Origin of the sequence: Rummeliibacillus sp. TYF005, from assembly GCF_003844195.1 — a bacterium.
Lineage (GTDB): Bacteria > Bacillota > Bacilli > Bacillales_A > Planococcaceae > Rummeliibacillus.
This window is the reverse complement of the sequence record NZ_ML122566.1, coordinates 30532-52717: the sequence shown is the minus strand read 5'-3', so window position 1 is coordinate 52717 and position 22186 is coordinate 30532. Positions and strand designations below refer to the sequence as shown.

The 22186-nt window shown below is 33.4% G+C and carries 20 protein-coding genes and 2 pseudogenes; 9 read left to right on the top strand and 13 right to left on the bottom strand.

Annotation, left to right across the window (positions count from 1 at the left end; all coding sequences use genetic code 11):
* Positions 1-176: 176 nt before the first annotated feature.
* Together CW357_RS12565 and CW357_RS12560 are read right to left on the bottom strand one after the other, a co-directional pair.
* On the bottom strand, positions 177-1106 hold the full coding sequence (locus CW357_RS12565) for an AEC family transporter (protein WP_119416257.1): 930 nt from the start codon (positions 1104-1106) through the stop codon (positions 177-179).
* 142 nt (positions 1107-1248) lie between these two features.
* The gene (locus tag CW357_RS12560; RefSeq protein ID WP_124218227.1) at positions 1249-2826 is read right to left on the bottom strand and encodes a sensor domain-containing diguanylate cyclase; all 1578 of its coding nucleotides are present in this window, start codon (positions 2824-2826) and stop codon (positions 1249-1251) included.
* 811 nt (positions 2827-3637) lie between these two features.
* Here CW357_RS12560 and CW357_RS12555 point away from each other — a divergent pair.
* Positions 3638-4627, top strand: a complete 990-nt coding sequence (locus CW357_RS12555) for a C40 family peptidase (protein ID WP_124218226.1) — start codon at positions 3638-3640, stop codon at positions 4625-4627.
* Between the two features lie 48 nt (positions 4628-4675).
* Here the strand turns inward: CW357_RS12555 and CW357_RS12550 are convergent, their stop codons facing one another.
* From CW357_RS12550 to CW357_RS12540, 4 genes and pseudogenes are all read right to left on the bottom strand, one after another.
* Entirely contained in the window at positions 4676-5650 is a 975-nt protein-coding gene (locus CW357_RS12550; protein ID WP_124218225.1) for a Gfo/Idh/MocA family protein, read from the bottom strand.
* A gap of 34 nt (positions 5651-5684) precedes the next feature.
* Positions 5685-5834: a hypothetical protein gene (locus tag CW357_RS18300; RefSeq protein ID WP_164489601.1), complete on the bottom strand. Its 150-nt coding sequence runs from the start codon at positions 5832-5834 to the stop codon at positions 5685-5687.
* A 36-nt stretch (positions 5835-5870) separates the two neighbouring features.
* Positions 5871-5981: pseudogene (locus tag CW357_RS18750) on the bottom strand (hypothetical protein); the annotation flags it as partial.
* 89 nt (positions 5982-6070) lie between these two features.
* A pseudogene (locus CW357_RS12540) lies at positions 6071-6397 on the bottom strand (xylose isomerase); the annotation flags it as partial.
* On the opposite strand from CW357_RS12540, the gene CW357_RS12535 reads away from it, so the two are divergent.
* Positions 6396-6587, top strand: coding sequence for a hypothetical protein (locus CW357_RS12535; protein ID WP_124218224.1), 192 nt, complete (start codon positions 6396-6398; stop codon positions 6585-6587). The pseudogene CW357_RS12540 and the gene CW357_RS12535 sit on opposite strands and share 2 nt — an antisense overlap.
* Positions 6588-6799: 212 nt before the next feature.
* Here the strand turns inward: CW357_RS12535 and CW357_RS12530 are convergent, their stop codons facing one another.
* The 3 genes from CW357_RS12530 to solA all read right to left on the bottom strand — a co-directional run bounded on the left by CW357_RS12530 (position 6800) and on the right by solA (position 10026).
* Positions 6800-7666 carry an SDR family oxidoreductase gene (locus CW357_RS12530; protein ID WP_119416263.1) on the bottom strand — a complete coding sequence of 289 codons (867 nt, stop codon included), beginning with the start codon at positions 7664-7666 and terminating at the stop codon, positions 6800-6802.
* Positions 7667-7800: 134 nt separating this feature from the next.
* Positions 7801-8571 (bottom strand): C40 family peptidase, encoded by a 771-nt coding sequence (locus tag CW357_RS12525; protein WP_241155090.1) that lies wholly within the window; start codon positions 8569-8571, stop codon positions 7801-7803.
* Positions 8572-8889: 318 nt separating this feature from the next.
* Positions 8890-10026: an N-methyl-L-tryptophan oxidase gene (solA, locus tag CW357_RS12520; RefSeq protein ID WP_124218223.1), complete on the bottom strand. Its 1137-nt coding sequence runs from the start codon at positions 10024-10026 to the stop codon at positions 8890-8892.
* 383 nt (positions 10027-10409) lie between these two features.
* On the opposite strand from solA, the gene CW357_RS12515 reads away from it, so the two are divergent.
* Both CW357_RS12515 and CW357_RS18785 read left to right on the top strand, forming a co-directional pair.
* Complete coding sequence (locus CW357_RS12515) at positions 10410-11606, top strand: class I SAM-dependent rRNA methyltransferase (protein ID WP_124218222.1); 1197 nt, start codon at positions 10410-10412, stop codon at positions 11604-11606.
* 159 nt (positions 11607-11765) lie between these two features.
* Positions 11766-12506 carry a collagen-like protein gene (locus CW357_RS18785; protein WP_305794141.1) on the top strand — a complete coding sequence of 247 codons (741 nt, stop codon included), beginning with the start codon at positions 11766-11768 and terminating at the stop codon, positions 12504-12506.
* Between the two features lie 234 nt (positions 12507-12740).
* On the opposite strand, the gene bioB is transcribed toward CW357_RS18785, so the two are convergent.
* From bioB to CW357_RS12495, 3 genes are all read right to left on the bottom strand, one after another.
* The gene (gene bioB / locus CW357_RS12505; protein ID WP_124218220.1) at positions 12741-13727 is read right to left on the bottom strand and encodes a biotin synthase BioB; all 987 of its coding nucleotides are present in this window, start codon (positions 13725-13727) and stop codon (positions 12741-12743) included.
* A 1-nt stretch (position 13728) separates the two neighbouring features.
* Entirely contained in the window at positions 13729-14319 is a 591-nt protein-coding gene (locus CW357_RS12500) for a biotin transporter BioY (RefSeq protein WP_124218219.1), read from the bottom strand.
* Positions 14320-14541: 222 nt separating this feature from the next.
* A complete protein-coding gene (locus CW357_RS12495; protein WP_158582374.1) occupies positions 14542-16428 on the bottom strand; it encodes a S8 family peptidase in 1887 nt (628 codons plus the stop codon).
* Between the two features lie 305 nt (positions 16429-16733).
* On the opposite strand from CW357_RS12495, the gene CW357_RS12490 reads away from it, so the two are divergent.
* On the top strand, positions 16734-17213 hold the full coding sequence (locus CW357_RS12490) for a hypothetical protein (protein ID WP_119416270.1): 480 nt from the start codon (positions 16734-16736) through the stop codon (positions 17211-17213).
* A gap of 339 nt (positions 17214-17552) precedes the next feature.
* Here CW357_RS12490 and CW357_RS12485 read toward each other — a convergent pair whose 3' ends face one another.
* Positions 17553-18167 (bottom strand): PH domain-containing protein, encoded by a 615-nt coding sequence (locus CW357_RS12485; protein ID WP_119416271.1) that lies wholly within the window; start codon positions 18165-18167, stop codon positions 17553-17555.
* Positions 18168-18937: 770 nt separating this feature from the next.
* Here CW357_RS12485 and CW357_RS12480 point away from each other — a divergent pair.
* The 4 genes from CW357_RS12480 (at position 18938) to CW357_RS12465 (ending at position 22048) form a co-directional block, all read left to right on the top strand.
* Complete coding sequence (locus CW357_RS12480; RefSeq protein ID WP_119416272.1) at positions 18938-19666, top strand: amino acid ABC transporter ATP-binding protein; 729 nt, start codon at positions 18938-18940, stop codon at positions 19664-19666.
* Between the two features lie 68 nt (positions 19667-19734).
* Complete coding sequence (locus CW357_RS12475) at positions 19735-20526, top strand: transporter substrate-binding domain-containing protein (RefSeq protein WP_369973802.1); 792 nt, start codon at positions 19735-19737, stop codon at positions 20524-20526.
* 203 nt (positions 20527-20729) lie between these two features.
* Positions 20730-21383 carry an amino acid ABC transporter permease gene (locus CW357_RS12470; protein WP_119416274.1) on the top strand — a complete coding sequence of 218 codons (654 nt, stop codon included), beginning with the start codon at positions 20730-20732 and terminating at the stop codon, positions 21381-21383.
* A 14-nt stretch (positions 21384-21397) separates the two neighbouring features.
* Complete coding sequence (locus tag CW357_RS12465) at positions 21398-22048, top strand: amino acid ABC transporter permease (protein ID WP_119416275.1); 651 nt, start codon at positions 21398-21400, stop codon at positions 22046-22048.
* The last annotated feature ends 138 nt before the right edge of the window (positions 22049-22186 follow it).

Below are 22186 nucleotides of genomic sequence, written 5' to 3'. Positions count from 1 at the left end.
TTTGTTTTACAATAGTCATAGGGCATTCACCTCAGGGATAATTTTGGTTTGGTCACTTAAATTATACCAAATTGGGGAGGTGCCCTATTTTTATTGTTTTGAACCCCTTGGGAGACAAGGGATTGGAATTATGAAATTAACTCAAATAGTTTCTTTTTAAAATTCACATTGAAAGTTTATGCATATAAAAGTTTTGCCACATAAATCACTATTGTAACGGTTATGCAACTAACAATTGTCGTAAATAAAACTGTCTGTGCAGCAAGTTCTGATTCTACATCATATTCTAAAGCCAGAGTAGAACTATTTCTTGATGTAGGAAATGAACTAGCAATTAACAGTGATTGAGCCACTACTCCATGAAAACCAAAAATTGAAATCCAAGCAAAGGCAACTAATGGTCCCATGAGTAATCTTCCAATACAACTCATATATAACATTTTGTTAAACATTGTACTGACATGTATTTTAGACAACTGTGCTCCTAATGTTAGTAATGCAATAGCAACAAATGCATCTGCCATATGTCCAATTGAAATAGATAAAAACTCTGGCAATTGAATATTTGCTATCTTTAAAACAATCCCTAATATTAGCCCATGAACAATTGGAAGTTTCACTATGCTTCTTGCAATTTCCCAACCTGATTTTGTCGTTGAAATTAGATTATACAAACCATAAGTATACGTTGTTAAGTTTTGAAAAATTACCGTAATGATTTGGATGGCAGTACCTAATGGTTGTGCATGGAATACCATTTGACTCACTGGGATGCCATAATTTCCAGAGTTAATAAGCACAATACTATTTTTAAAAATAGCTGATTTCCTTTTTTCTAGCTTCAAGATCTTACTAATGGTTGTACTTAAAACCATTAAAGAAATACTATATGCAAATAAATAGATTAAAATTTTCCCTACAACAACTGGATTAACATTTGTTTCATAGATATTCACAAAAACTGCTGATGGCATTAAACAGTACGTGATTAAATTTGATAAAGCTTTTAAGTTGAATTGAAACTTACGTTGCATAATCCCACCAACAACGAGTAACACTAAAATAGGAGCAACTACTTGAAAGAAAACTAAACCTAAATAACTCATCTTCTCAATTTTATCCTTCTCTCAATTTGATTTAGTTTTATAAATCATTTTTTAGTTTTAAAAACAAACAGTTTTACAACAATATAACTACTCGCTACGAGAAAATGAGAACTATTTACATAATAGATAAAACCCAACTAACTTAAACAGTTGGGTTCAAAGAACGGGAGATAATAACTTGATTTCTACCTTTGTTTTTTGCCTCATATAAACATTGATCAGCAATCTCGATCAATTTTGCAGAAGTAGTCTCTGTTGTAGGGAATTCTGCTATTCCAGCAGAAACAGTAATAGCATTCCCCGTAGGACTTGATGTATTTTCAAGCTTCATACGTAAAAATTCTGCAATTTCAAAAGCACCCTGCATAGTTGTATTTGGTAGTAGAATGATAAATTCTTCTCCACCATAACGACAACACAAATCGGTTGAACGAGTGACTGCTTTCATACTAAGGGCTAAATATTGTAGAACCTCATCACCTATACCATGACCATAGGTATCATTAACCAATTTGAAATGATCTATATCCATTAGAATAATAGAAAATGATGTATTGGAAGTGATCAATTCATCCATTTTAACATCTAATGTTCGACGATTTGATAACCTGGTTAATGGATCTGTAGTCGATTGATCCATAAAATAATCGACTTGTTTATGTAGAAAGTTCAAGCTCTTAATTAGTGCATTTTTCAATTGTTTAACTTCGTAATACCACGCTGGAACTGCTGAAAGATTCTTTTCCTCATTTTTCTCCATACTACTTTCAGTTAACTCAGCTAATCTTTGCAACGGCTTAGATATTTTCAATGCTGCCCAAATCACAATAAGTAGGGAAATTAATAATAAAGGCAAGGCTGTAATAAGCATCTCTTTCATCATGTTTTCTGATGGCTCTAGTGCTTTTTCTGTTGGTCTTTGAGATATCACTCCCCAACCTGCCTTGTCAACTGTTGCATACCCCGCAAGCATGTCTTGTCCGTTTGAGTTTATAACTCTTTGTGCGCCACTTTCATGGCTGGCTATTATCTTTTGGACACCTGCATTATCCTTTACCACTGTATTAATAAGTGATTGATCTTGGTGATAGATAATTTTCCCATTAGAATCTATTACATAAACGTATGAACCATCATCATAATAATGCTTCCCCAATAACTCATGTAGAATATTCTGCTCTTCCAAATAAATTGTACCACCTACTAGTCCCAAATATTTTCCTGAGTTATTGAAGATGGGTGCTGATATGTAGACAATTTCACGATTGGTCATAGCTCTATATGGATCAGATATCATCGGCCTTTGTTCTTTAATGGCCTTTTTAATAGCATTAGAAGTTAATGTTTTCCCTTTAATATCAATTGTCTGTGGAGATGTGGCGAGTACTTTTCCTTTCGCATTTACAATTGATATTGAATTAAAGGTATTGGTCTGCATTCGTAAACGCTCAGCTTCTTCAAGAAGTATCTCTTCATTATCCATCTTTTTTGCAATTGTATTTGAACTTAATGTTAATGTTTGAAGCGTTTCATCTAAATAATTCGTAGCAGTAGTCGCTAGCTTTTCTGCATATACACGATTTGTTTCAAGTGTGTTATTTATTAAAGTCTGTTTATTCATACGATAACTGCTCCAAAGGCTACTTGAAATGGTCAGTATAAATGCCAAAGCCACAACCCCAATAATTAAATGTTGCAGTTTTAACGGATACTTTTTCATATTTGTTCTCACTTTTTTCTTTTATTTTAACAAATACTTAAAAGAATTGTTGAAAGATATTGAAAAATACTAAACTAGAAGAAAAATTGGACACAGCTTAGCTATTTTTTAGTTTCTATGTATCGTGTCATCATAATCTTCATCTGTATCATCTGTTATAAACCCCAAAAACTTTAAAATTCTCATTAGCATAAAATCCCCCTCTTGGTGTGCTATCTATCTCTTTTATATATCTAAATATTCTAAATAATATAAAACTAATATTCCAGTCATTCTCTTTCTATATGCAAAAATTGTGCGATTGCACAGTAAAAAATTTATAAATAAGGATTTACACTGTAAAAATTTAGCGGTTCACTCGATAATTTCAGTTATAAATTTATATATCATTCATTCCAATGGATTGCCCACTTTACTTTTTTGATTTTTCACTATTTTCAAATTATTTTTTGTTGCAAATATGATTCTAACATTTTATAATATTATCCAATTAGAATAGTTGGGATTAGACCCTCCCTCTATCTAATGGCTAGCACAGAGTGTTAGAGAGTGAGGCAATTTTGAATGATTGTTTTGCTCACATGTCAAGACTCTCCTTTTGATAGAAAAAACGCCACGCCACCCCTCAATGGTTTGGTGTTTTTTTTATGCAATCTATATTTAATATTAACTGTTTTCAGGTAACAATTTTACCAAATTGTAAAATGAACTGGTTTTTGTAATATAAATTTGATGAAAATAACATATTATTGATGTTACTTCCTTTTATACTATTAACATATGTGAAAAATAAAAGGAGGAACTAATACTAGTGAAAAAACTAAAAATATCGGCAGTAGGGCTAAGTTCAATTATGCTTTTTTCGACAATAGGTCCATTCACTGCTTCTGCAGCAACTACTACATATAAGGTTACGTCCGGAGATACCTTATCAAAAATCGGGTCAAAATACCATGTTTCATATAAGACGATTATGAACTGGAATAATCTTAAAACGACGAAAATTAAAGTTGGTCAAAAACTTAAAATTAAAACTAGTTCAAGTTCTTCTAGCAAAGTGACATCTTCTACGACTTACAAAGTAAAAGCTGGTGATACACTCTCTAAGATCGCCAAAAAATATGGGGTTTCTTATAAGACTATTATGAGCTGGAATAATCTTAAATCTACAAACATTAAGGTTGGTCAAAAACTCAAGATTAAGGCTAGTTCATCTTCAAGTAAAAAAACATCTACAAAAACAAGTAGTACCTCTTCTACAACTTATAAAGTAAAAGCTGGTGATACTCTTTCTAAAATCGGGAAAAAATACGGGGTTTCATATAAGACTATTATGAGCTGGAATAATCTTAAATCTACAAAGATTAATGTTGGTCAAAAGCTCAAGATTAAAGGCACTACTAAAAAGGTAAGCACTAGTGTCACTACATCCTCTGCTAACACAAAACTACAAAAAGCCGTGAGTATTGCAAAGACGGTTCTAGGTATACGCTATGCGTTTGGGGGATCTTCAAAAAGTGGTTTTGATTGTAGTGGCTTAGTATACTATGCATACAAAAATGCTGGTTTATCTGTTTATCGTACAAGTGCAGCAGGCTATTATTCTATTTCTACTGCAACAAGTTCACCTAAAATAGGAGACTTAGTGTTTTTCAAAAACACTTACAAATCTGGCATCTCCCACATTGGACTTTATATGGGTAGTGGTAAATTTATTAGTGCAAGCGGCTCGAAGGTTCAAATTAGCTCTGTAAGTTCATCTTATTGGAAAAAACATTTTGCTGGATATAGACATTTGTAATTCTAAAAAATTCTTTAAATCACACGCTCAGTATAAACCTGAGCGTGATTACCCGTTATTAATTGATTTATAACAATCTTCGATAGCTTTCATATTATTAATAGAGTCCATGCTAGAGTTAAGGGGATCCGTATCTTGTAAAATACATTGTGTAAAATGTTCAATTTCAAGTTTATAAATATCACCAGGAACTTTTTCAGTTACTTTCCTATTTCCAGAGTTTAAAATAATCTCTCCTACGCCACCATTTCGATCAGGTCTGAATGCAAATGGTACTGATATTTTCCCTTTTGTCCCAATTATTTCATATTCGTTTCGATCCAACATATCAAAACTACAATCAATTAAAACGGGTACTTTATTATCCATTACCATATAAATATAGGCTGAGGTATCTACTTTTGCTGATGAATCTATATTCGCGAATCCTTGTATACTCTCTGGTTCTGCTTTTAGAATAAATCTTGCAGCATGAATAGAGTAGCACCCAATATCATAAATACTACCTCCCCCCATCTCTGCATCCATACGAATATCTCCTACCCTGTTTACTAAATGGAAAGAATGGCTAGATTTGAATAACTTAACTTCACCAATTGCCCCTTCACTTATTAGCTCCCTTACTCGTTCATGTTGAGGATGAAATTGGTACATAAAAGCCTCCATAAATTTCACATTGCTTTTAGCACAACTGTTTACCATATCAACCGTTTCAGCAACATTTAAAGCAACAGGTTTTTCACATAGGACATGCTTTCCATAAAGAGCTGCCTTTTCAACCCATTCTTTGTGTAAGTGATTTGGAAGTGGAATATAAACTGCATCAATTTCATCATCCTTTAAGAGTTCTTCATAAGAAACAAATGCCCTTGGTATGTCAAGTTCTTTCGCTACGCGATAAACCCTTTCATCACGACTTGCTATACCAACTAGCTCTGCATTTTCTGCACGTTTAATTGCTGGAATAACCTCAGTTCTTGCGATATTAGCAGTACTTAATACTCCCCAACGTACTTTCACCATTATTTAGTCCCCCTTTAACAGTCATCTTCATCATCTAAATTTCTAAACTCTGATTCAACTGTTTTATTTGTGTATATATCTGACGATAAATTTGATACAGCTCAGTATAAGCCTCTACTTTCACAAAATGCTCAGCATACTCTTCTATAGAGCTATACCAACCTAAGTCAATTGCTGCAATCATAGCTGAGCCAACTCCCGGACCTTATTCATTAGCTACTTGTATAAATGGATAATTTTCTGATGCCTCTGCTATCGTTTTTCCATTTTGGTTCATTAAAAGAACTTTAACTGCACTGGTGCCTAAATCTATACCAATTACATATTTCATAAGAAAATACCCCTTTCATTAAAAAGGTATGCTTAAAATAGACTGAATACCCCTTTAACAACTATTTTGCTGTATGGATTCGATTAAAATTAGGCATTAACCTTTTCTGAAAGGACAGTTAATAAATATTGGTTGATCGTAGATTTAAGTAATTCTGTTCTTCCTGATGTGTTTTGGATATTTTCTAAATCTAATGCATAATTTTCTAGTTCTTTTAATGAAGTTTCCCCTGAGATAATTTTTTGACCAATACCCGACGAATAACTGTTGTATCGCTGATTGATAAAATCCTCTATTACTCTATCATCTTTTAACTTTTGGACTACTTTTAAACCGATTGCAAAACTATCCATTCCTGCAATGTGTCCCTAAAATAAATCGTCCGGTTCAAATGATCCTCTTCGAACTTTTGCGTTGGCTACTGCAAGAAAATATATTGAACGCCCTATTCAAGAAACTGTTTCCAATAATAATAATAATAAATGGTTTAATGAATCACTTGCGCAAATTGTTTTCTCTGATTTAGCAACATATTCAGCAGCAATAGGAGCTGCAGCGTTTGCAATCGACGGTTTTTTAAGCATTCACTCTATGGTTGTTGAGTAATATATTTTTTAGTCAATCGCCGTTAAAAACTACTATGCTTTTTTTCGTTCATTTGCATTATAGAATTGATTGTCTTGCATAACACCGCTCTAAAAGCTTATATAGAAACTAAAAATCTCTAGTAAAAGGTAAGTTATAACTACTAGAGATTTTTTCATTATGTTTTGATATTATACATCCCATTTACTCATAGATTAGCCATCTATCCGCTATTATGAACTCATGAGTTCTCCTCCATTTACATGGATGCACTGTCCAGTAATATATGTCCCTTCATCTGATGCGAGTAGTACATAAGCTCCTACTAATTCACGTGGTTGGCCAGTTCGCATCATGGGATTATCAGCTCCAAATTTTGCTACTTTTTGTGCATCAAAAGAAGATGGAATCAGTGGGGTCCAAATAGGACCGGGTGCTACCATATTGACACGAATCCCCTTCCCTACTAAATTTTCAGCAAGGCTTCTTGTAAATCCTACTATTGCTCCTTTTGTTGCTGTATAGTCAATAAGCTGTTTGTTTCCTTTATAGGCATTGATTGAAGTTGTTGAAATAATGGAACTCCCTTCTTTTAAATGGGGCATCGCATACTTACTGAGAAAAAACACTGAATCTATATTTGTCGAAAATGTTTTATGCCATTGTTCTGTAGTTATATCCGTTAAGTTTTGCACTGGATATTGAACCGCTGCATTGTTTACTACAATATCGATTTTATTGAACTCTGTAATTGTTTGATCAATAATTTTTTGGCTTGTTGCTTCTTGCGAAATATCTCCTGGTATGAGCAGACATTTTACCGATTCCTGCTCAACAAATTTCTTCGTTTCACTTGCATCATCGTGTTCGTCTAAATAATTGATAACTATATGTGCACCTTCCTTAGCAAAAGCAATTGCTATTGCACGTCCAATGCCTGAGTCACCACCTGTAATAATAGCTACCTTATTTTTAAGTTTGCCACTCCCCACATAATCGAATGGCTGAATGGGAGAAGGATTCATAAGGCTTTCTTTACCTGGCTGTTTATCCTGTGTTTGAGCAGGTTGGCCACCCTTTTGTTGTTGATTGATATTCATTTGGTGTTCCTCCTTAATTTTTACTACATTCAGCAATAGCCAACTCGAGATAAACTTAAACATAAAAAAAGTCACACTTCCATCTGAATTTAGATGTGTGTGACTTTCTTTTATCAGCGTTATTTAATATATAATTATAGTGAGCCGTAACCAATAATACGTGGAGCCCAGTAACTTCCTTTTGCAACACTTTGAATTTGAACTTTGTTTCCTGCCGCATGTAATACTAGATTATTCCCTGCATAAATACCTACATGTGTAATTGAACCACTCCCAGGTGTTGCACCAAAGAAGATCAAATCCCCAACATCCGGTTTGCTTACTCGTTTTGTGACAGAATACTGTGTACGACTGCTATGAGGTAATGTACCGTAACCTGCTTTTTTGTAAACATATGCTGTAAAGCCTGAACAGTCAAATCCTGACGGAGACATGCCTCCCCAAACATAGGGTACACCTAAATATTGTTTACCAACACTAATAACTTTACTTCCTGCTACTGCACTAGAAACTTTTTTTGTTTTTTTGTACTTTTTAACGTATGAAGCGGAAACCCATCCTGATTTGCCTTTGTATTTTACTTTGTACCACTTTTTACTATTTACTGTTTTCTTATATGTAGCTGATACAACTGCACCTTTTTTTAGTGTCATAATTCGTTTGTATTTTGTTGAAGCACCTTTTCTCATATTAAGCGCTGCTTTAGTTTTATATTTACCTGAAATTTTAACAGCCTTTGAACTAGACACAGTTGTAATAGTTGAAGTTTTTTCTATGTTTGTTGTTTTCGCTTTAGCTTGGGCTTGTTCTTCAGGAGCTGCTCCTAATACTGTTCCAAGTCCTAATGACAGGGTTAACGTGCTAGCTGTAATTACTTTCAAAAACCTTTTTTTATTTATATTCATAAAGATTATTTACCTCCGTTTTTAGCTTTTTTTTGATATATTCGATGTATTTCATAAAATTCTTATTAACTTATGTATTAATCTTATTGAAATTCTGATGAAGAAACAATGCGATTTCATTTACAAAGTCATTACTTTTTATTACAAATAATACAAAGTATTTGGTAATTACATTATTTTTAATATTTCAGTAATGAATATGGAATATTTTCCCTTTAATCGATAGTCACTTCTATTATTTGGATGGAAATAGCATAAAAAAAGAACCAATGAAAGCTAACATTGGTTCGTCGTAGTAAAAATTCAATTCATTTTCTACTATAAAAAGCGTTGTAACGAAAATGGCTTAATGTCTAAATCTGTTTTCCCTTTTAAAATAAGATTACTTAGAGTTTCCCCAACAGCACTTGCAAATTTAAACCCATGGCCTGAAAAACCAGCTGCAATTGCAATATTTTTATATTTTGGATGAAGATCAATAATGAAATCTTCATCAGGCGTCATTGTATACATACAAGTTTTTCCGTGTTTTAATGTATGTTGTTGATGAGGCATAAACTTATCAAGGATGTTTTCCAAATCTTCCTTTTCCCCACTAACCTCGCCAAAAGGAAGCTTGTCCTTATTAGGGTCAATTGACTCCCCAGTATCATGTCTTCCAACCTTCAATCCTGTTCCATCAATACTTGGAAAGCCATAATAACAACTATCGGGTAATTTAAAAGCAAAGGCTGGAAAATTATTTGAACTATATAAATCTTCTTCTACATCGTACCAAGCAAATGTTTTGCGAATTGGATTTAATGGTAATTCGAGATCTAATTGCTTTAATAACTCTCGTGCCCAAGCTCCCACAGAAAAAATGGCGGCATTCGCAGTAAACCTCGTCCCATCAGCAATAGTAATTGTTACCTCATTTTCTTTGGCATCGACTTTCGTTACTTTACTATTTGTTCGAATTTCTGCTCCCTCTCTCATCGCCATTTCACGAAAAGCTGACACACATTCCTCCACTTTTAAGACCCCTGAAGTCGGTTCAAAACATCCAACAAAATCTTCTGGAATCTTTAGCCCTGACCATTTTTTATGTACTTTATCTGCAGATAAAACCTCTAAAGGTAAATTAAACTTCTCGGCGCTTGAAATAACATTCTTTATAAATAGATCATCTTTTTCCCCTACATTAATAACGCCTGTTTCCAATAAGAGCTCTTTATGTACATTTTGAGCAAGTTCTTTCCATAAATCTCTTGCACGTAATGCGAAAGGAACATACTCGTGACCTTCACCATACGCATAGCGAATAATTCTTGTTTCTCCATGATGACTACCATGGTCATGTGGCGGATTAAATGCATCAAGTAACAATGTTTTCTTTCCACTTTTTGAAAGAAAATATCCAGCTGCCATTCCCATAGATCCTGCACCAATTACAATTACATCATATTTTCCCATGAAAAGACTCCCTAGTGATTTAATTATTATAAAAATTATAACTTTTTAGAATATATTATCAACTTATTTTCAAATTCAAAATATAGGGGCATATAGGATTCCATCCGTATACGCCCCTTTATAGATAGCAACTAGGCTCCAAAAAGAAATATCCACCTTGGTCAGTTGGATACTCTAAAAGACAAAGGCGATTTTGATTGTCTTTTTATGTTGCTTGCATCAATGAATTTTAATAAGGAATGTAATCTCTACCAGAGCCTATACAATATAATATGCTTAAGGTCATTGTAAATTGCAGAATAAATATCATATAATTCATTTCACTTTGCTTCTTATTTCTCTAAAAAAATGCGATAATGGTGTAAAACATTAAGGATGACACGATGACAAATATGATTACATTACGAGTGGACCCTAAATATACTATGGATTTAAACCGTGGCTATTCACTTATCTTAAAAGACGCAATCCAAAACAAAGAATTATTAGAATCAGAAGGTGAACTAATTCGCTTAGTTGATCAACATAACCGTTATATCGGAACAGGTTACTATGGTCATCAAAACAAAGGGATTGGCTGGATATTAACAACTAAAGAACATGAATTAATCGACCAAGCTTTCTTTACAAAGAAAGTGAAAGTTGCCTTATCTCATCGTGAAGATTTTTACCAAAATAGCCAAACAACTGCTTTTCGTGTTTTCAATGGCGAAGGCGATGGTATCGGCGGCTTAGCGATTGACTACTTTGATGGATATTATATGGTAAGTTGGTATAGTGAAGGCATTTATTCATTTAAAGAATATATTTACAAAGCACTTAACGAACTTGTTGAATATAAAGCAATTTATGAGAAGAAACGTTTTGACACAAAAGGACAATATATCGACCAGGATGATTTTGTAATGGGAACAGAAGGCGACTTCCCTATTATCGTCAAAGAGAACGGCATGAACTTTGCGGTTGATCTAAACGATGGTGCCATGACAGGTATCTTCCTTGACCAACGTGATGTTAGACGTGCAATTAGAGATCATTATGCAAAAGATATGAATATGCTTAACACGTTTTCTTACACTGGTGCCTTTTCAGTAGCAGCAGCATTAGGTGGTGCTACAAAAACAACAAGTGTAGATTTAGCTAAACGTAGTCTAGCTAAAACAATTGAACAATTCAGCGTTAACGGAATTGACTATGAAGCTCAAGATATTAAAGTTATGGATGTTTTCCATTACTTTAAATATGCGGAAAAACATGATCTGAAATTTGACTTAGTTGTACTAGATCCACCAAGCTTTGCACGTACAAAAAAGGCTACTTTCTCTACGGCAAAGGATTATCCAAAACTATTGGCAGATACTATTGCGATTACTGAAAAAAATGGTGTGATTGTAGCTTCTACTAATAACGCAAGCTTTGGTATGAAAAAATTTAAAACCTTTATAGATAAAGCGTTTAAAGAAACTAAAACTAAATATAAAATTATTGATCAATATGGACTCCCTAAAGACTTTAGAGCAAATCGCGATTTTCCAGAATTTAATTATTTAAAAGTCGTGTTCATCAAAAAACTAAGCTAAATACTCCCTAAAATTAAGCCGACACATCAATTCACTTGATGTGTCGGCTTTTTAATTTATTTTATTCACCTAATCTATTATTTATTTTAGATATAGATAGTTGTCTCATATAGATATTTTCCGTTTGAATATGATACTAAGATTGGAGGTGAATTGATTTTGGAAAAGAAAAAATGTTCTAGTTGTCACAGATATTTATGTAATTGTAGTAATTCTAACGAAACTACAAATAAAGGGCCAAGAGGATCCAGAGGGCCAAGAGGCGAGGATGGATTACCAGGGCCTACCGGTGCTACTGGACCAAGAGGTGAAAGAGGACCAAGGGGATTCAGGGGTAGTGGAGCTACTGGTGCTACCGGGCGTAACGGCGCTACTGGCGCTACTGGCGCTACTGGCGCTACTGGTGCTACTGGTGCTACTGGTGCTACTGGTGCTACTGGTGCTACTGGTGCTACCGGGCGTAACGGCGCTACTGGCGCTACTGGCGCTACTGGTTCTTCGTCAAACTCTCCATTTGCTTATATTCGACGAAATAAGAAGCAAATCTTATCAAAGAATTGCCCATATGTTAGGTGGAAAAGTATCCTTGGTTCTTCAGGCATTAACATAAATTCTAATCACCCTACTAGTATCAAGGTCACTACACCAGGATTCTACCTCATAAACGCTTTTGTTAATTTTAAAGGTACAAGTGCTTTTGTATTAGAATTAAATGGTCATGAACTCACCCCTTCAACACTGTTTTCACAAAATGATGGCTTTACAATGCCTGTCATTGTTAACATCCCCGCTAACTCTACATTAAAATTAAAGCTAAAAAGTAAAAATGAAGAAACAATTATTTCTTGTAGTGATTCCGTTTCTGCATCTATGACTATAGTCAAGATTTCAGAGTCCTAATCCGACTAAGCTTTGAAACTTTTAGTTTTCGCATTTGGCTATTTTAAGCATTAAAAAGTCACTATTTTTGCATTAATAGTGACTTCTTTTAATATAAGTAGTTATCTATTTTTCCCATTGAATCTAATTCGAATCTTCATCCAGAAAAGATAGATTTATAAACAAATCTCTTAAAATAATCCCATCATCTAAATAATCAATTCCTTTGGGCTAATATTGCAATACTTTGCACTTTTATACTTTAAGCGGATTTAGATCAATTTCAAATCCCATTTCTTCAAGCATCTTCTTATCTTCCTCACCTGGTTGTCCATCAGTTGTAAGATAGTCACCTAAGAATATAGAATTTGCTGGATATAGACTTAGTGGTTGAAGTGATCCTAAGTTAACCTCTCGACCACCGGATACTCTTATCTCTTTTGTTGGATTTATAAATCTGAAAAGTGCAAGTACTTTTAAACAATATCTAGGGTTTAGTTCATGTGTTCCTTCAAGTGGTGTACCATCAATTGCGTTTAAAAAATTAACTGGAATAGAATCTGCATCCAGAGCATGCAAGCTTCGAGCCATATCAATAACATCTTGTTTTGTTTCTTTCATGCCTACAATTACGCCAGAGCATGGCGAAATGCCCGCTGCTTTTGCACGTTCAACTGTTTGAACGCGATCATCATACGTATGTGATGTTGTGATATTAGCATGATTTCTAGCTGAAGTATTAATATTGTGATTGTAACGATCTACACCAGCTTCTTTTAGTTTTTCTGCTTGCTCTGGCTTTAAGATCCCAAGACACGCACAGATAGTCATTTCTTTATGCTTTTCTTTAATTGCCTTTACAGAATCAACGACAATATCAATTTCTCGGTTCGCTGGTCCTCTACCGCTTGCAACAATGCAATATGTGCCTACGTTTAATGCAGCAGCTCGATCTGCTCCTGCCATGATTTCTTCTTTCTTCATCATTGGGTATTTTTCGACTGGTGCTTTAGAAACGATTGATTGTGAACAGTATCCACAGTTTTCAGGACATAATCCTGATTTTGTATTGATAATCATATTTAGTTTTACTTTATTACCAAAATAATGATGACGAATCTGATAAGATGCATCAAGTACTTTTAATAAATCAAGATCTGAACATTCTAAAATTTCTAATGCCTCTTTATCTGTAATTTGGTAGCCTTCAATAACGTCTTGGGCCATTTTCACATAATTCATATTAATGACCCACCTTTACGATTTTTTTCAAGCGGAATCCAAATATCCCTGCAAATATAGCTAATATAATATCTTTTGGAAGTGGTGGAATCATCCATAACCATGCCATTTTGTAAGTAAATCCTTCTGGAGCAGATGCCCAAAGTTTATATGCATAATACATCCAATTTGTTCCTAGCAAATAATTAATTGCAATACCTACAAGAGCTGCTGCAATATACATAGATTTTGTACGACGAACATCTACCATTTTTCCGGCAACATATGCTGATAATATAAATGTAATAATAAATCCGAAAGTAGGGCTTAATATAGAAGAAAAACCACCGCTAAATTTTGCAAAAACAGGTGCTCCCACTAAACCGAGTAATGTATATACCGTTATTGATATAGCACCTAAGCGACTACCTAAAACAAGACCTGCTAATATTGCAAATAATGGTTGAAGAGTAATTGGCACCCCACCAACAACTAAAAACGGTGCAAAAGAAGTAATATTTGCCCCTATCATCATTAAAGTGGCAAACAATCCACAATAGACAATATCTAATGTTGAGAGCTTGCTCTTTGTTCTAGAAATATTTGTTGTCATTTACCTCACCCTTTTGTTAACTTATTTTAAATATAGGTTAACACATTCCAACGAATTTGGAACACTATTTTTAAAAATAATTAGAAAATTAAATAATAAAATTATATTGAATACATAATGTCTTAAAAAAACCACCTACTAAGCAATTAAATGCATGGTAGATGGTCTAATTCTCTATAAGCTACTATTCTCTTAACTTAAATATGTATATCTCACATTGATTTACTTCACAGTAAATTTCACTGCAACTGAGTTTTTAAATGTTCTCCCCTTTAATGTCTTTAAACCTTTTCGATTAATAAGTATTACATATTTACCTGTTGCTAGATTTTTTTTAGTCGATAGTTTAATCGTTTTGCCGTTTTTACTTTTCGATAGTTTGAAGCTGGCTATACTATTTCCTGAATGATTGATATAAATATGACTTACCTTCAGTGATGAAGATTTAATAGCTGTTTTAAAGGTAATCGTCGTATATTTCTTCTTTTTCATATTCGATAGATTTGTTGCTTTTACGTATTTTGACTTATTGGTTGTAGAAATTGCAGTTAAGTTAAGTTTATAGCGGTATTTTTTCACATACTTTTTTTGTGAAGCCGTTAAATCATTATAAACTACGTATGCTGGCAAAAATTCTTTTTTAAAATTGAGTTTTTTCCCTGACCGAATCTTTTTGATGATATTATTAATCTTCGTTTTATTTTTGCTTACATAAATTTTAGATGCCGATTCCTTTACTGTTGTAAATGATACTGTTTTTCCAGTGGATTCTTTTCCAAGAGGACTAATGGTTGTTACTTTTGCTTTATAGGTAGTACCTTGTTTTAATCCTTTTAATGTATAGTTGTTATTTGTTGTTGTGACTGCTTTCTTTCCAGTTACCTCTACTCTATATTTTTTCACTGGAACTATTGTATTTTTAGCCATTTCATAATGCAATATTGCTGAAGTTTTTTTAATACTTGATGCAGATAGTTTACTAACATTACTTGGGCTCTTAATAGTTGTGTTTAGTAAACCATATCCATATAGAGAATCCCTTCCTGTATCTCCCAAGTCAATTGCATAATTTCTAAGAACGGATCTCAACTCACTAGTTGTATATGTTGGGTATTTTTGTTTAAGCAACGCGATCATACCAGTAACATGTGGAGCAGCCATAGAAGTACCTGTCATTTTCACAATGGAGTCATTTGGAGTAAGTACATTTATATCAACTCCAGGTGCAGTATATTCTACCTGATTTCCAGTATTAGATTTACGCCAAATACTTCTATTACTATCTATCGAAGATACCGCAATCACTTCTTTATAATTTGCTGGGTATTGTACTGGCTGAAGATTACCTTCATTTCCAGCTGCAGCTACCATCGTAATGCCTGATTCATATGCTCTTTTTATAGCTTGATACAAAATTTGGTCATCCTTTGGAGTACCAAGGGACATATTGATCATATCAATATGATTTTCAATAGCCCATTCAACAGCCTTGAGAATTGTCTCCATTTTAGCACCATCATTATCAAAGACCTTCACACTATACATATCTACATCTGGTGCCACACCAACCAAGTAACCATCAACTAAACGCTTACTAACTTGACCCCCAATTAGACCTGCTACAGCAGTACCGTGCCCATCAAAATCCGTCGGTAGGCTTTCGTCTTCTTGGGTCGAATCGTCATCTTCAACAAATGAGTATTTTTTGACGTTTGCCAATGCAGGAATATCTGCAACACCTGTATCAAAAATTGCTACTCTTATACCTTCTCCTGTGACATTTTGTTTCCATGCATTTTGAATTCCCATCATACGCAAATTGACTAATGGTTTAATACTGCTTAAAGCTGTACCTTGTGTCTTTAAAGTGGTTGGATTTTTTTCAATCACCTGAATACCTTTGGACTGTTTTAAACGTATAAGAGTATCTGAGGTAAAATTCCCCTGCACAACTTTCAATTGTTCAAAATGATTTTCAATAGATGATGCTAGTTTCATAATCTGTTCTTTTCCTGCATCATTACTATATACGACCATTACATCTTTATACTTAATTTCTGAGGCTGAAGTATCATGTGCATTAAACATTACAATGCTCACTGCTAACATACAAAGAAGCCACCATTTCAGATATTTCCGCATAACTTCACCTGATCCTGATTACTATTTTTTATGTGTATTTCCAACATTTTTCGAGAAATTTTTTGATATTTTTATAGTAACATGTAGTATGAAAATGGTTATCTTACAAACCTATTAAATTTTTGTAACAGTAAATGTAGATTTTCAGTTAATCTATAGAGTTACACTGTCAGGTGCAATGTTGTCTCTTCTGTTCTATAATGTGATATATTGGGCTTTTACTTAATTAAGAACAAATTGAAACCTATCATATAGGTGAAGAAGGAGTTTCCATGTTTAGAAATAAAAAAATTAAAGTTCACGTTTCCGGATGGCCAGCTTTGCTACTGCTTATAGCACTTATTAGTATTATCCTTACTTTGGCTATAACTGTTCCTTACTTCGGATTTTATGGCTTGTATACTATAATGGCTAAGTTTAATCTAGCTAATATCGAAATCTTTGAAAAAGGCTATCAAAACTTTTTCTATTTTGGTTGGTTTATATTATTAATTTTTTCTATGATTGTTTTATTAGATTTCGTTTGTCTTTTTATCATCGCAAGTTTTAATTTGAAATTAACCAAATTTATCGATACGATTAGTTCTATTGCTCAATACGCAGTAAGTGTTATGATTTTCAAAAAATTTATTGTTGCAGGCTTTAATCGAATTAATGTTACTTGGAGTGGATCTATCATTCTTTTCTTAATGCTTTATATCATTGTAGCTGTATTTAGTTATGAAAAACCAAAGAGTGAAACCACCAGGTAAATTGAAATCCAATGGGTTAAATGTTAATTTCCCCTAAAGTTTTGTCAATATTATTAAAAAGCTTGAACGTTATTTAATAGTATGTTAGAATCCTAAAAGTTCGGTATTTTATTTAAAGATAAAATATCGAACTTCGTGTGAGTATAAACCTAATTTTGGGTCTTCAGCAGGTAGCTGAAGGCTCTTTTTTTATAGAAAGATATTGAGTGCTATAGAAAAAACTTTTTTGGCAAATAAAAAGCATCAAAAATTTTATAATCGTAAAATTTTTGATGCTTTGTTTTTTTAACTGGTCCTTACTGCGGCAAATACTTTCTACGGGTAAGGCAATCTCTTCTGCTATTCATTAATATATAATTCAAATACATCACTATAATCTTTTCTCAAATATTGTTCTTTGTTTTTTAAAACCCAATCGTTTGCGAATTTTGTAATCTGTTCAAAAGATTGTGCAGGTGTCACATCTTTAGCTTCTATTTTTCCAATAGATTGCGCAGCGTAACTTAAGCTATTTTGCGCTATTTCAAGGTTTTTCTTATTATGAAGCATCTCTACTGAAATTGCATGCAATGCTTTATATAGATCTTTTATTTCGGTATCAAACTTTTTATGAATATCAATTGACATAGGTATGTTATCAATGGTGAACTTAATTTCAATATCAAGATCTATAGTACCTGCCGTTTCTAACATTACATCAGAAATTGTACTATGCTCATAATCATAACGTTTTAATAGACGTTTTTTACTAAGAGCGGAATCTCCATCAACATGGATGAGTGCTTGGTTTGTAAAGCAATATTCATCTGACTTTGTTTTGATCAAGAAGTAAACAACTTCTCCTGATTCATGCATAACAAAATCATCAGATTCAGTTTTATCAAATTCCTCTTTCGGTACGACGATTCCAATATCAGATAATCCTAAGGCATCAGATGCTAATTTTTTTAACATAAAACTTTCCTCCTCATAATTGTTTCTTACCTAAATCTACGTCTCCCATGAAAAAAAGATTCAGAAATCAAACACTTTCAGCTTATTCATTTATCGGTTAGATTATTCACAATATAGAATTCGATAATGTATAGAGCTCCTCAAAAATTGTGGATAACAAGTGATTAACTTATTTTTAATCACTTGTTACGAACAGTTTGTGCATAAGTTTTTAGTCATCTGTGTATAAAGTATAACTTCTTGACAGAATATTTCTCTCTTCCTCACTGTAAAGTCAAATTTCAAGGTATGGACTAGATTTTATTCACAAGATTATTTTAGTTATGCACAGGATCATTCCCTCTTTCTCTTACACTTCAAAAATATTTACATCTCTAAAGCTGATTATATTCGTTCAAGTGTATATTTATACACACATTCACCTCTATATTTGCTAAAAAAGAAAAAATCATCTTTCTAAGTTTTAATAGTTATACACTAATTTGCTAATAGTACTTTTACGTAAACATTTTATATCTTCTTATCTATTCTAAAAATTGCTATAAATCACTTAATTTATCAATAATTCTCCAAACTACACATTTTACTAAAAAGTAAAATATATCAATTTTTTAAATATTTTTATATAATTTCCTTGCGCTATAAATATACAATACGCTATGATTATAGAAACACAAATACTGTAAAAGGTGGATGGACTTTCGTAATATGTTCGTGAACTACCAAAAAATATCGAAATATTCTGTCTTCGTTTGTTAGGGGGATTCACCATGATTGAGTTTAAAAATGTGAATAAGTATTACGGAGATTTCCAAGTATTAAAAGATATTAATCTCACTATTAACAAAGGTGAGGTTGTAGTCATCATTGGACCATCTGGTTCTGGTAAAAGTACACTTCTTCGTTGTATGAATCGTTTAGAAACAATCTCTGATGGGTCATTAACGATTAATGGTGTCGAATTACACGATAAAAAAACAGATATTAACAAACTACGTCGTAAAATTGGTATGGTATTTCAACACTTTTACCTTTATCCACATAAAACGGTACTAGAAAATATTATGTTGGCACCTGTTAAGGCACTTGGCCAATCAAAAGAAGAAGCAAAAAAAACAGCATTAGCCTATTTAGAAAAAGTAGGAATCCCAGAAAAAGCAGATGCTTATCCATCACAACTTTCAGGTGGTCAGCAACAACGTGTCGCTATTGCCCGAGGACTTGCGATGCATCCAGAAATTATGCTTTTTGATGAACCTACATCTGCACTCGACCCAGAGATGATTGGGGAAGTTCTAGATGTTATGAAACATTTAGCGAAAGAAGGCATGACAATGGTTGTTGTCACACACGAAATGGGCTTTGCAAAAGAAGTGGCCGATCGCATTATTTTTGTCGATAAGGGTCAAATACTTGAGGATGCAAATCCGACAACGTTCTACCAAGAACCAAAGGAAGAACGCGCTAAGTTATTCCTTAGTCGGATTTTAAATCATTAATGTAAATTGAGGGGGAGAAATGGATGTTCAAAAAGAAAAAAAGTTTATTAACAGTGTTACTTTTAGCAATGCTTTCAGTTCTTATGTTAGCAGCTTGTGGTACTAAGGATGATTCTGAATCAGGCAGTGGTAGTGGTTCAAAAGAAAGTAAAAATTCACTAGAAGCCATTAAAGAAAAAGATAAAATTGTATTTGGTGTAAAGAATGATACCCGCTTATTTGGTTTAAAGGATCCTAAAACTGGTAATATTGAAGGATTCGATATTGATATCGCTAAAGAAATCACAAAGATTATTTTAGGTGATGAATCCAAAGCGGAGTTTAAAGAAGTAACTTCAAAGACGCGTATACCTATGTTACAAAAAGGCGATATTGACGCTATTGTTGCTACGATGACAATAACTGAAGAGCGTAAACAAGAAGTAGACTTTTCTGATGTCTATTTCAAAGCGGGTCAAGCTCTACTTGTTAAAAAAGGGAGTCCAATTAAAAGTATTAAAGATATTAAAAAAGGGACAAAGGTTCTTGCTGTAAAGGGTTCGACTTCAGCTGTTAATATTCGCGAAAAAGCACCCGATGCAACAGTTTTAGAATTTGAAAACTATGCTGAAGCTTTTACCGCTTTAAAAGCGAAACAAGGTGATACGTTAACAACAGATAACGCCATTCTTTACGGTATGGTAGACGAAGATCCGAACTATCAAGTGGTTGGGGACATCTTCACGGATGAACCTTATGGTATTGCTGTGAAAAAAGATAGCCCAGAGTTAGTTAAAGCGATTAATGATGCATTAAAAGAGTTACAAAGTAACGGTAAATACGATGAACTTTATAAAAAGTGGATTAAAACAAGTAACTAATCCTATTCATTCATAAAGTTTTACTTATTAAAGAATCTTTACTAATGGCTCTATAAAAGACGCATAAATATGGCCATGAAAATTTTAACGGGCAGTCACCTATTCTAATGGATGTAATTAGATATTAGGTTGTTACTGCCCGTTCCTTCTTGGTATTACTGCTTAGAATTTAAACTACACGTATTGAGTAAGGAGTGACCAGAATGCTCGACTTTTCAATTTTGACCGAAAATTGGGATATGTACATAGAAGGCTTTATAAACACGATTTATATAAGTGTAATTGGCCTTATTGGAAGTTTTGTATTTGGAACGATCTTAGCTGTCTTTCGAATCGCGCCTTTTAAACCTTTAAATTGGATTGGAACGATTTATGTTGAGTTTTTCCGTAATATTCCGTTATTAATTATTGCATTTTTCTTATTTACGGCCCTACCTACAATTGGTATACAATTAGATGGTTTTAAAGCGGGAACGTTAGCACTTATTATTTACACATCTGCTTTTATAGCAGAAGCTGTCCGAGCTGGTATTTTATCTGTACCTAAAGGGCAAACAGAGGCAGCTAGATCCTCAGGTTTAACATATATTCAAACGATGAATCTTGTTGTTTTACCACAAGCGATTAAAATTGTTATTCCACCTCTTGGTAACCAATTTATCAATCTTGTTAAAAACTCATCTATTTTAACAATTCTAGCTGCCGGGGATTTAATGTATCAAGCTGATTTAATCTCTACTAGAACTTTTGTTACGTTCGATGTTTACATTTTCGTTGCATTATTTTATCTAGTTCTAACTATACCTCTTAGCACTGGTGTTAACTATTTAGAAAAACGCCTTGCAAAGAGCAATTAAAGGAGGGCGAGTCTATGGATTTTACTGGTGCTTATACTCCAGATCATTTAAAGTTCTTGTTCGATGGTTTTCTAATTACTTTAAAAATTGCTGTTATATCAATTATTGCTAGTTTTGTTATTGCAGCAATTGTTGGTGTGATTCGCTATACGAAAATACCTGTGGTTTCTCAAGTGTTCGCTGTCATCGTTGAAGTAATTCGAAACTTGCCGCTACTTTTAATTATCTTCTTTACCTTTTTTGCTTTACCGGAAATCGGTATTGAGATGAGTATTGAAATGGCTGCTATTGTGGCACTAACAATTTTTGAGGCTGCAATGATTTCAGAAATTATTCGTAGTGGCTTGAACTCTATTGATAAAGGGCAAATTGAAGCTGGACGTTCTTCGGGTTTGACTTATGTTCAAACATTATGGCATATTGTTTTACCGCAAGCATTACGAAGAATGGTCCCACCAATTGTCAGTCAATTTATATCACTATTAAAAGATACATCATTAGCAGTGGTTATCGCTCTACCGGAACTGATGCATAATGCACAAGTGATTAATGCACAAAATGTCAACTTTATCATTCCTATTTTCATACTTGCAGCATTAATGTACTGGGTTGTCAATTACGTTCTATCCATTGTAGCAAGAAGATTAGAGTTAAAAACTTCATGATTTATGTCTAATCTACCTAGGAGCTATAATAGGAACCGCCTTTTCCTTTTTCAAAAACCTAACATAATTCTAAATAAAAAGAACAGGGCCCATGAAAAACATTTCATGGGCCCTGTTTTTTTATTTTCGGAGATCAAG

What these genes read in the sequence shown, in the direction of transcription:
- CW357_RS12565 (WP_119416257.1), bottom strand. Translation starts at nt 1,106, where the DNA reads ATGAGTTATTTAGGTTTAGTTTTCTTTCAAGTAGTTGCTCCTATTTTA.
- CW357_RS12560 (WP_124218227.1), bottom strand. Translation starts at nt 2,826, where the DNA reads ATGAAAAAGTATCCGTTAAAACTGCAACATTTAATTATTGGGGTTGTG.
- CW357_RS12550 (WP_124218225.1), bottom strand. Translation starts at nt 5,650, where the DNA reads ATGGTGAAAGTACGTTGGGGAGTATTAAGTACTGCTAATATCGCAAGA.
- CW357_RS18300 (WP_164489601.1), bottom strand. Translation starts at nt 5,834, where the DNA reads ATGATTGCAGCAATTGACTTAGGTTGGTATAGCTCTATAGAAGAGTAT.
- CW357_RS12530 (WP_119416263.1), bottom strand. Translation starts at nt 7,666, where the DNA reads ATGAATATCAATCAACAACAAAAGGGTGGCCAACCTGCTCAAACACAG.
- CW357_RS12525 (WP_241155090.1), bottom strand. Translation starts at nt 8,571, where the DNA reads ATGAATATAAATAAAAAAAGGTTTTTGAAAGTAATTACAGCTAGCACG.
- solA (WP_124218223.1), bottom strand. Translation starts at nt 10,026, where the DNA reads ATGGGAAAATATGATGTAATTGTAATTGGTGCAGGATCTATGGGAATG.
- CW357_RS12515 (WP_124218222.1), top strand. Translation starts at nt 10,410, where the DNA reads ATGACAAATATGATTACATTACGAGTGGACCCTAAATATACTATGGAT.
- bioB (WP_124218220.1), bottom strand. Translation starts at nt 13,727, where the DNA reads ATGAATTATGTGAAAATGGCCCAAGACGTTATTGAAGGCTACCAAATT.
- CW357_RS12500 (WP_124218219.1), bottom strand. Translation starts at nt 14,319, where the DNA reads ATGACAACAAATATTTCTAGAACAAAGAGCAAGCTCTCAACATTAGAT.
- CW357_RS12495 (WP_158582374.1), bottom strand. Translation starts at nt 16,428, where the DNA reads ATGTTAGCAGTGAGCATTGTAATGTTTAATGCACATGATACTTCAGCC.
- CW357_RS12490 (WP_119416270.1), top strand. Translation starts at nt 16,734, where the DNA reads ATGTTTAGAAATAAAAAAATTAAAGTTCACGTTTCCGGATGGCCAGCT.
- CW357_RS12485 (WP_119416271.1), bottom strand. Translation starts at nt 18,167, where the DNA reads ATGTTAAAAAAATTAGCATCTGATGCCTTAGGATTATCTGATATTGGA.
- CW357_RS12480 (WP_119416272.1), top strand. Translation starts at nt 18,938, where the DNA reads ATGATTGAGTTTAAAAATGTGAATAAGTATTACGGAGATTTCCAAGTA.
- CW357_RS12475 (WP_369973802.1), top strand. Translation starts at nt 19,735, where the DNA reads ATGCTTTCAGTTCTTATGTTAGCAGCTTGTGGTACTAAGGATGATTCT.
- CW357_RS12470 (WP_119416274.1), top strand. Translation starts at nt 20,730, where the DNA reads ATGCTCGACTTTTCAATTTTGACCGAAAATTGGGATATGTACATAGAA.
- CW357_RS12465 (WP_119416275.1), top strand. Translation starts at nt 21,398, where the DNA reads ATGGATTTTACTGGTGCTTATACTCCAGATCATTTAAAGTTCTTGTTC.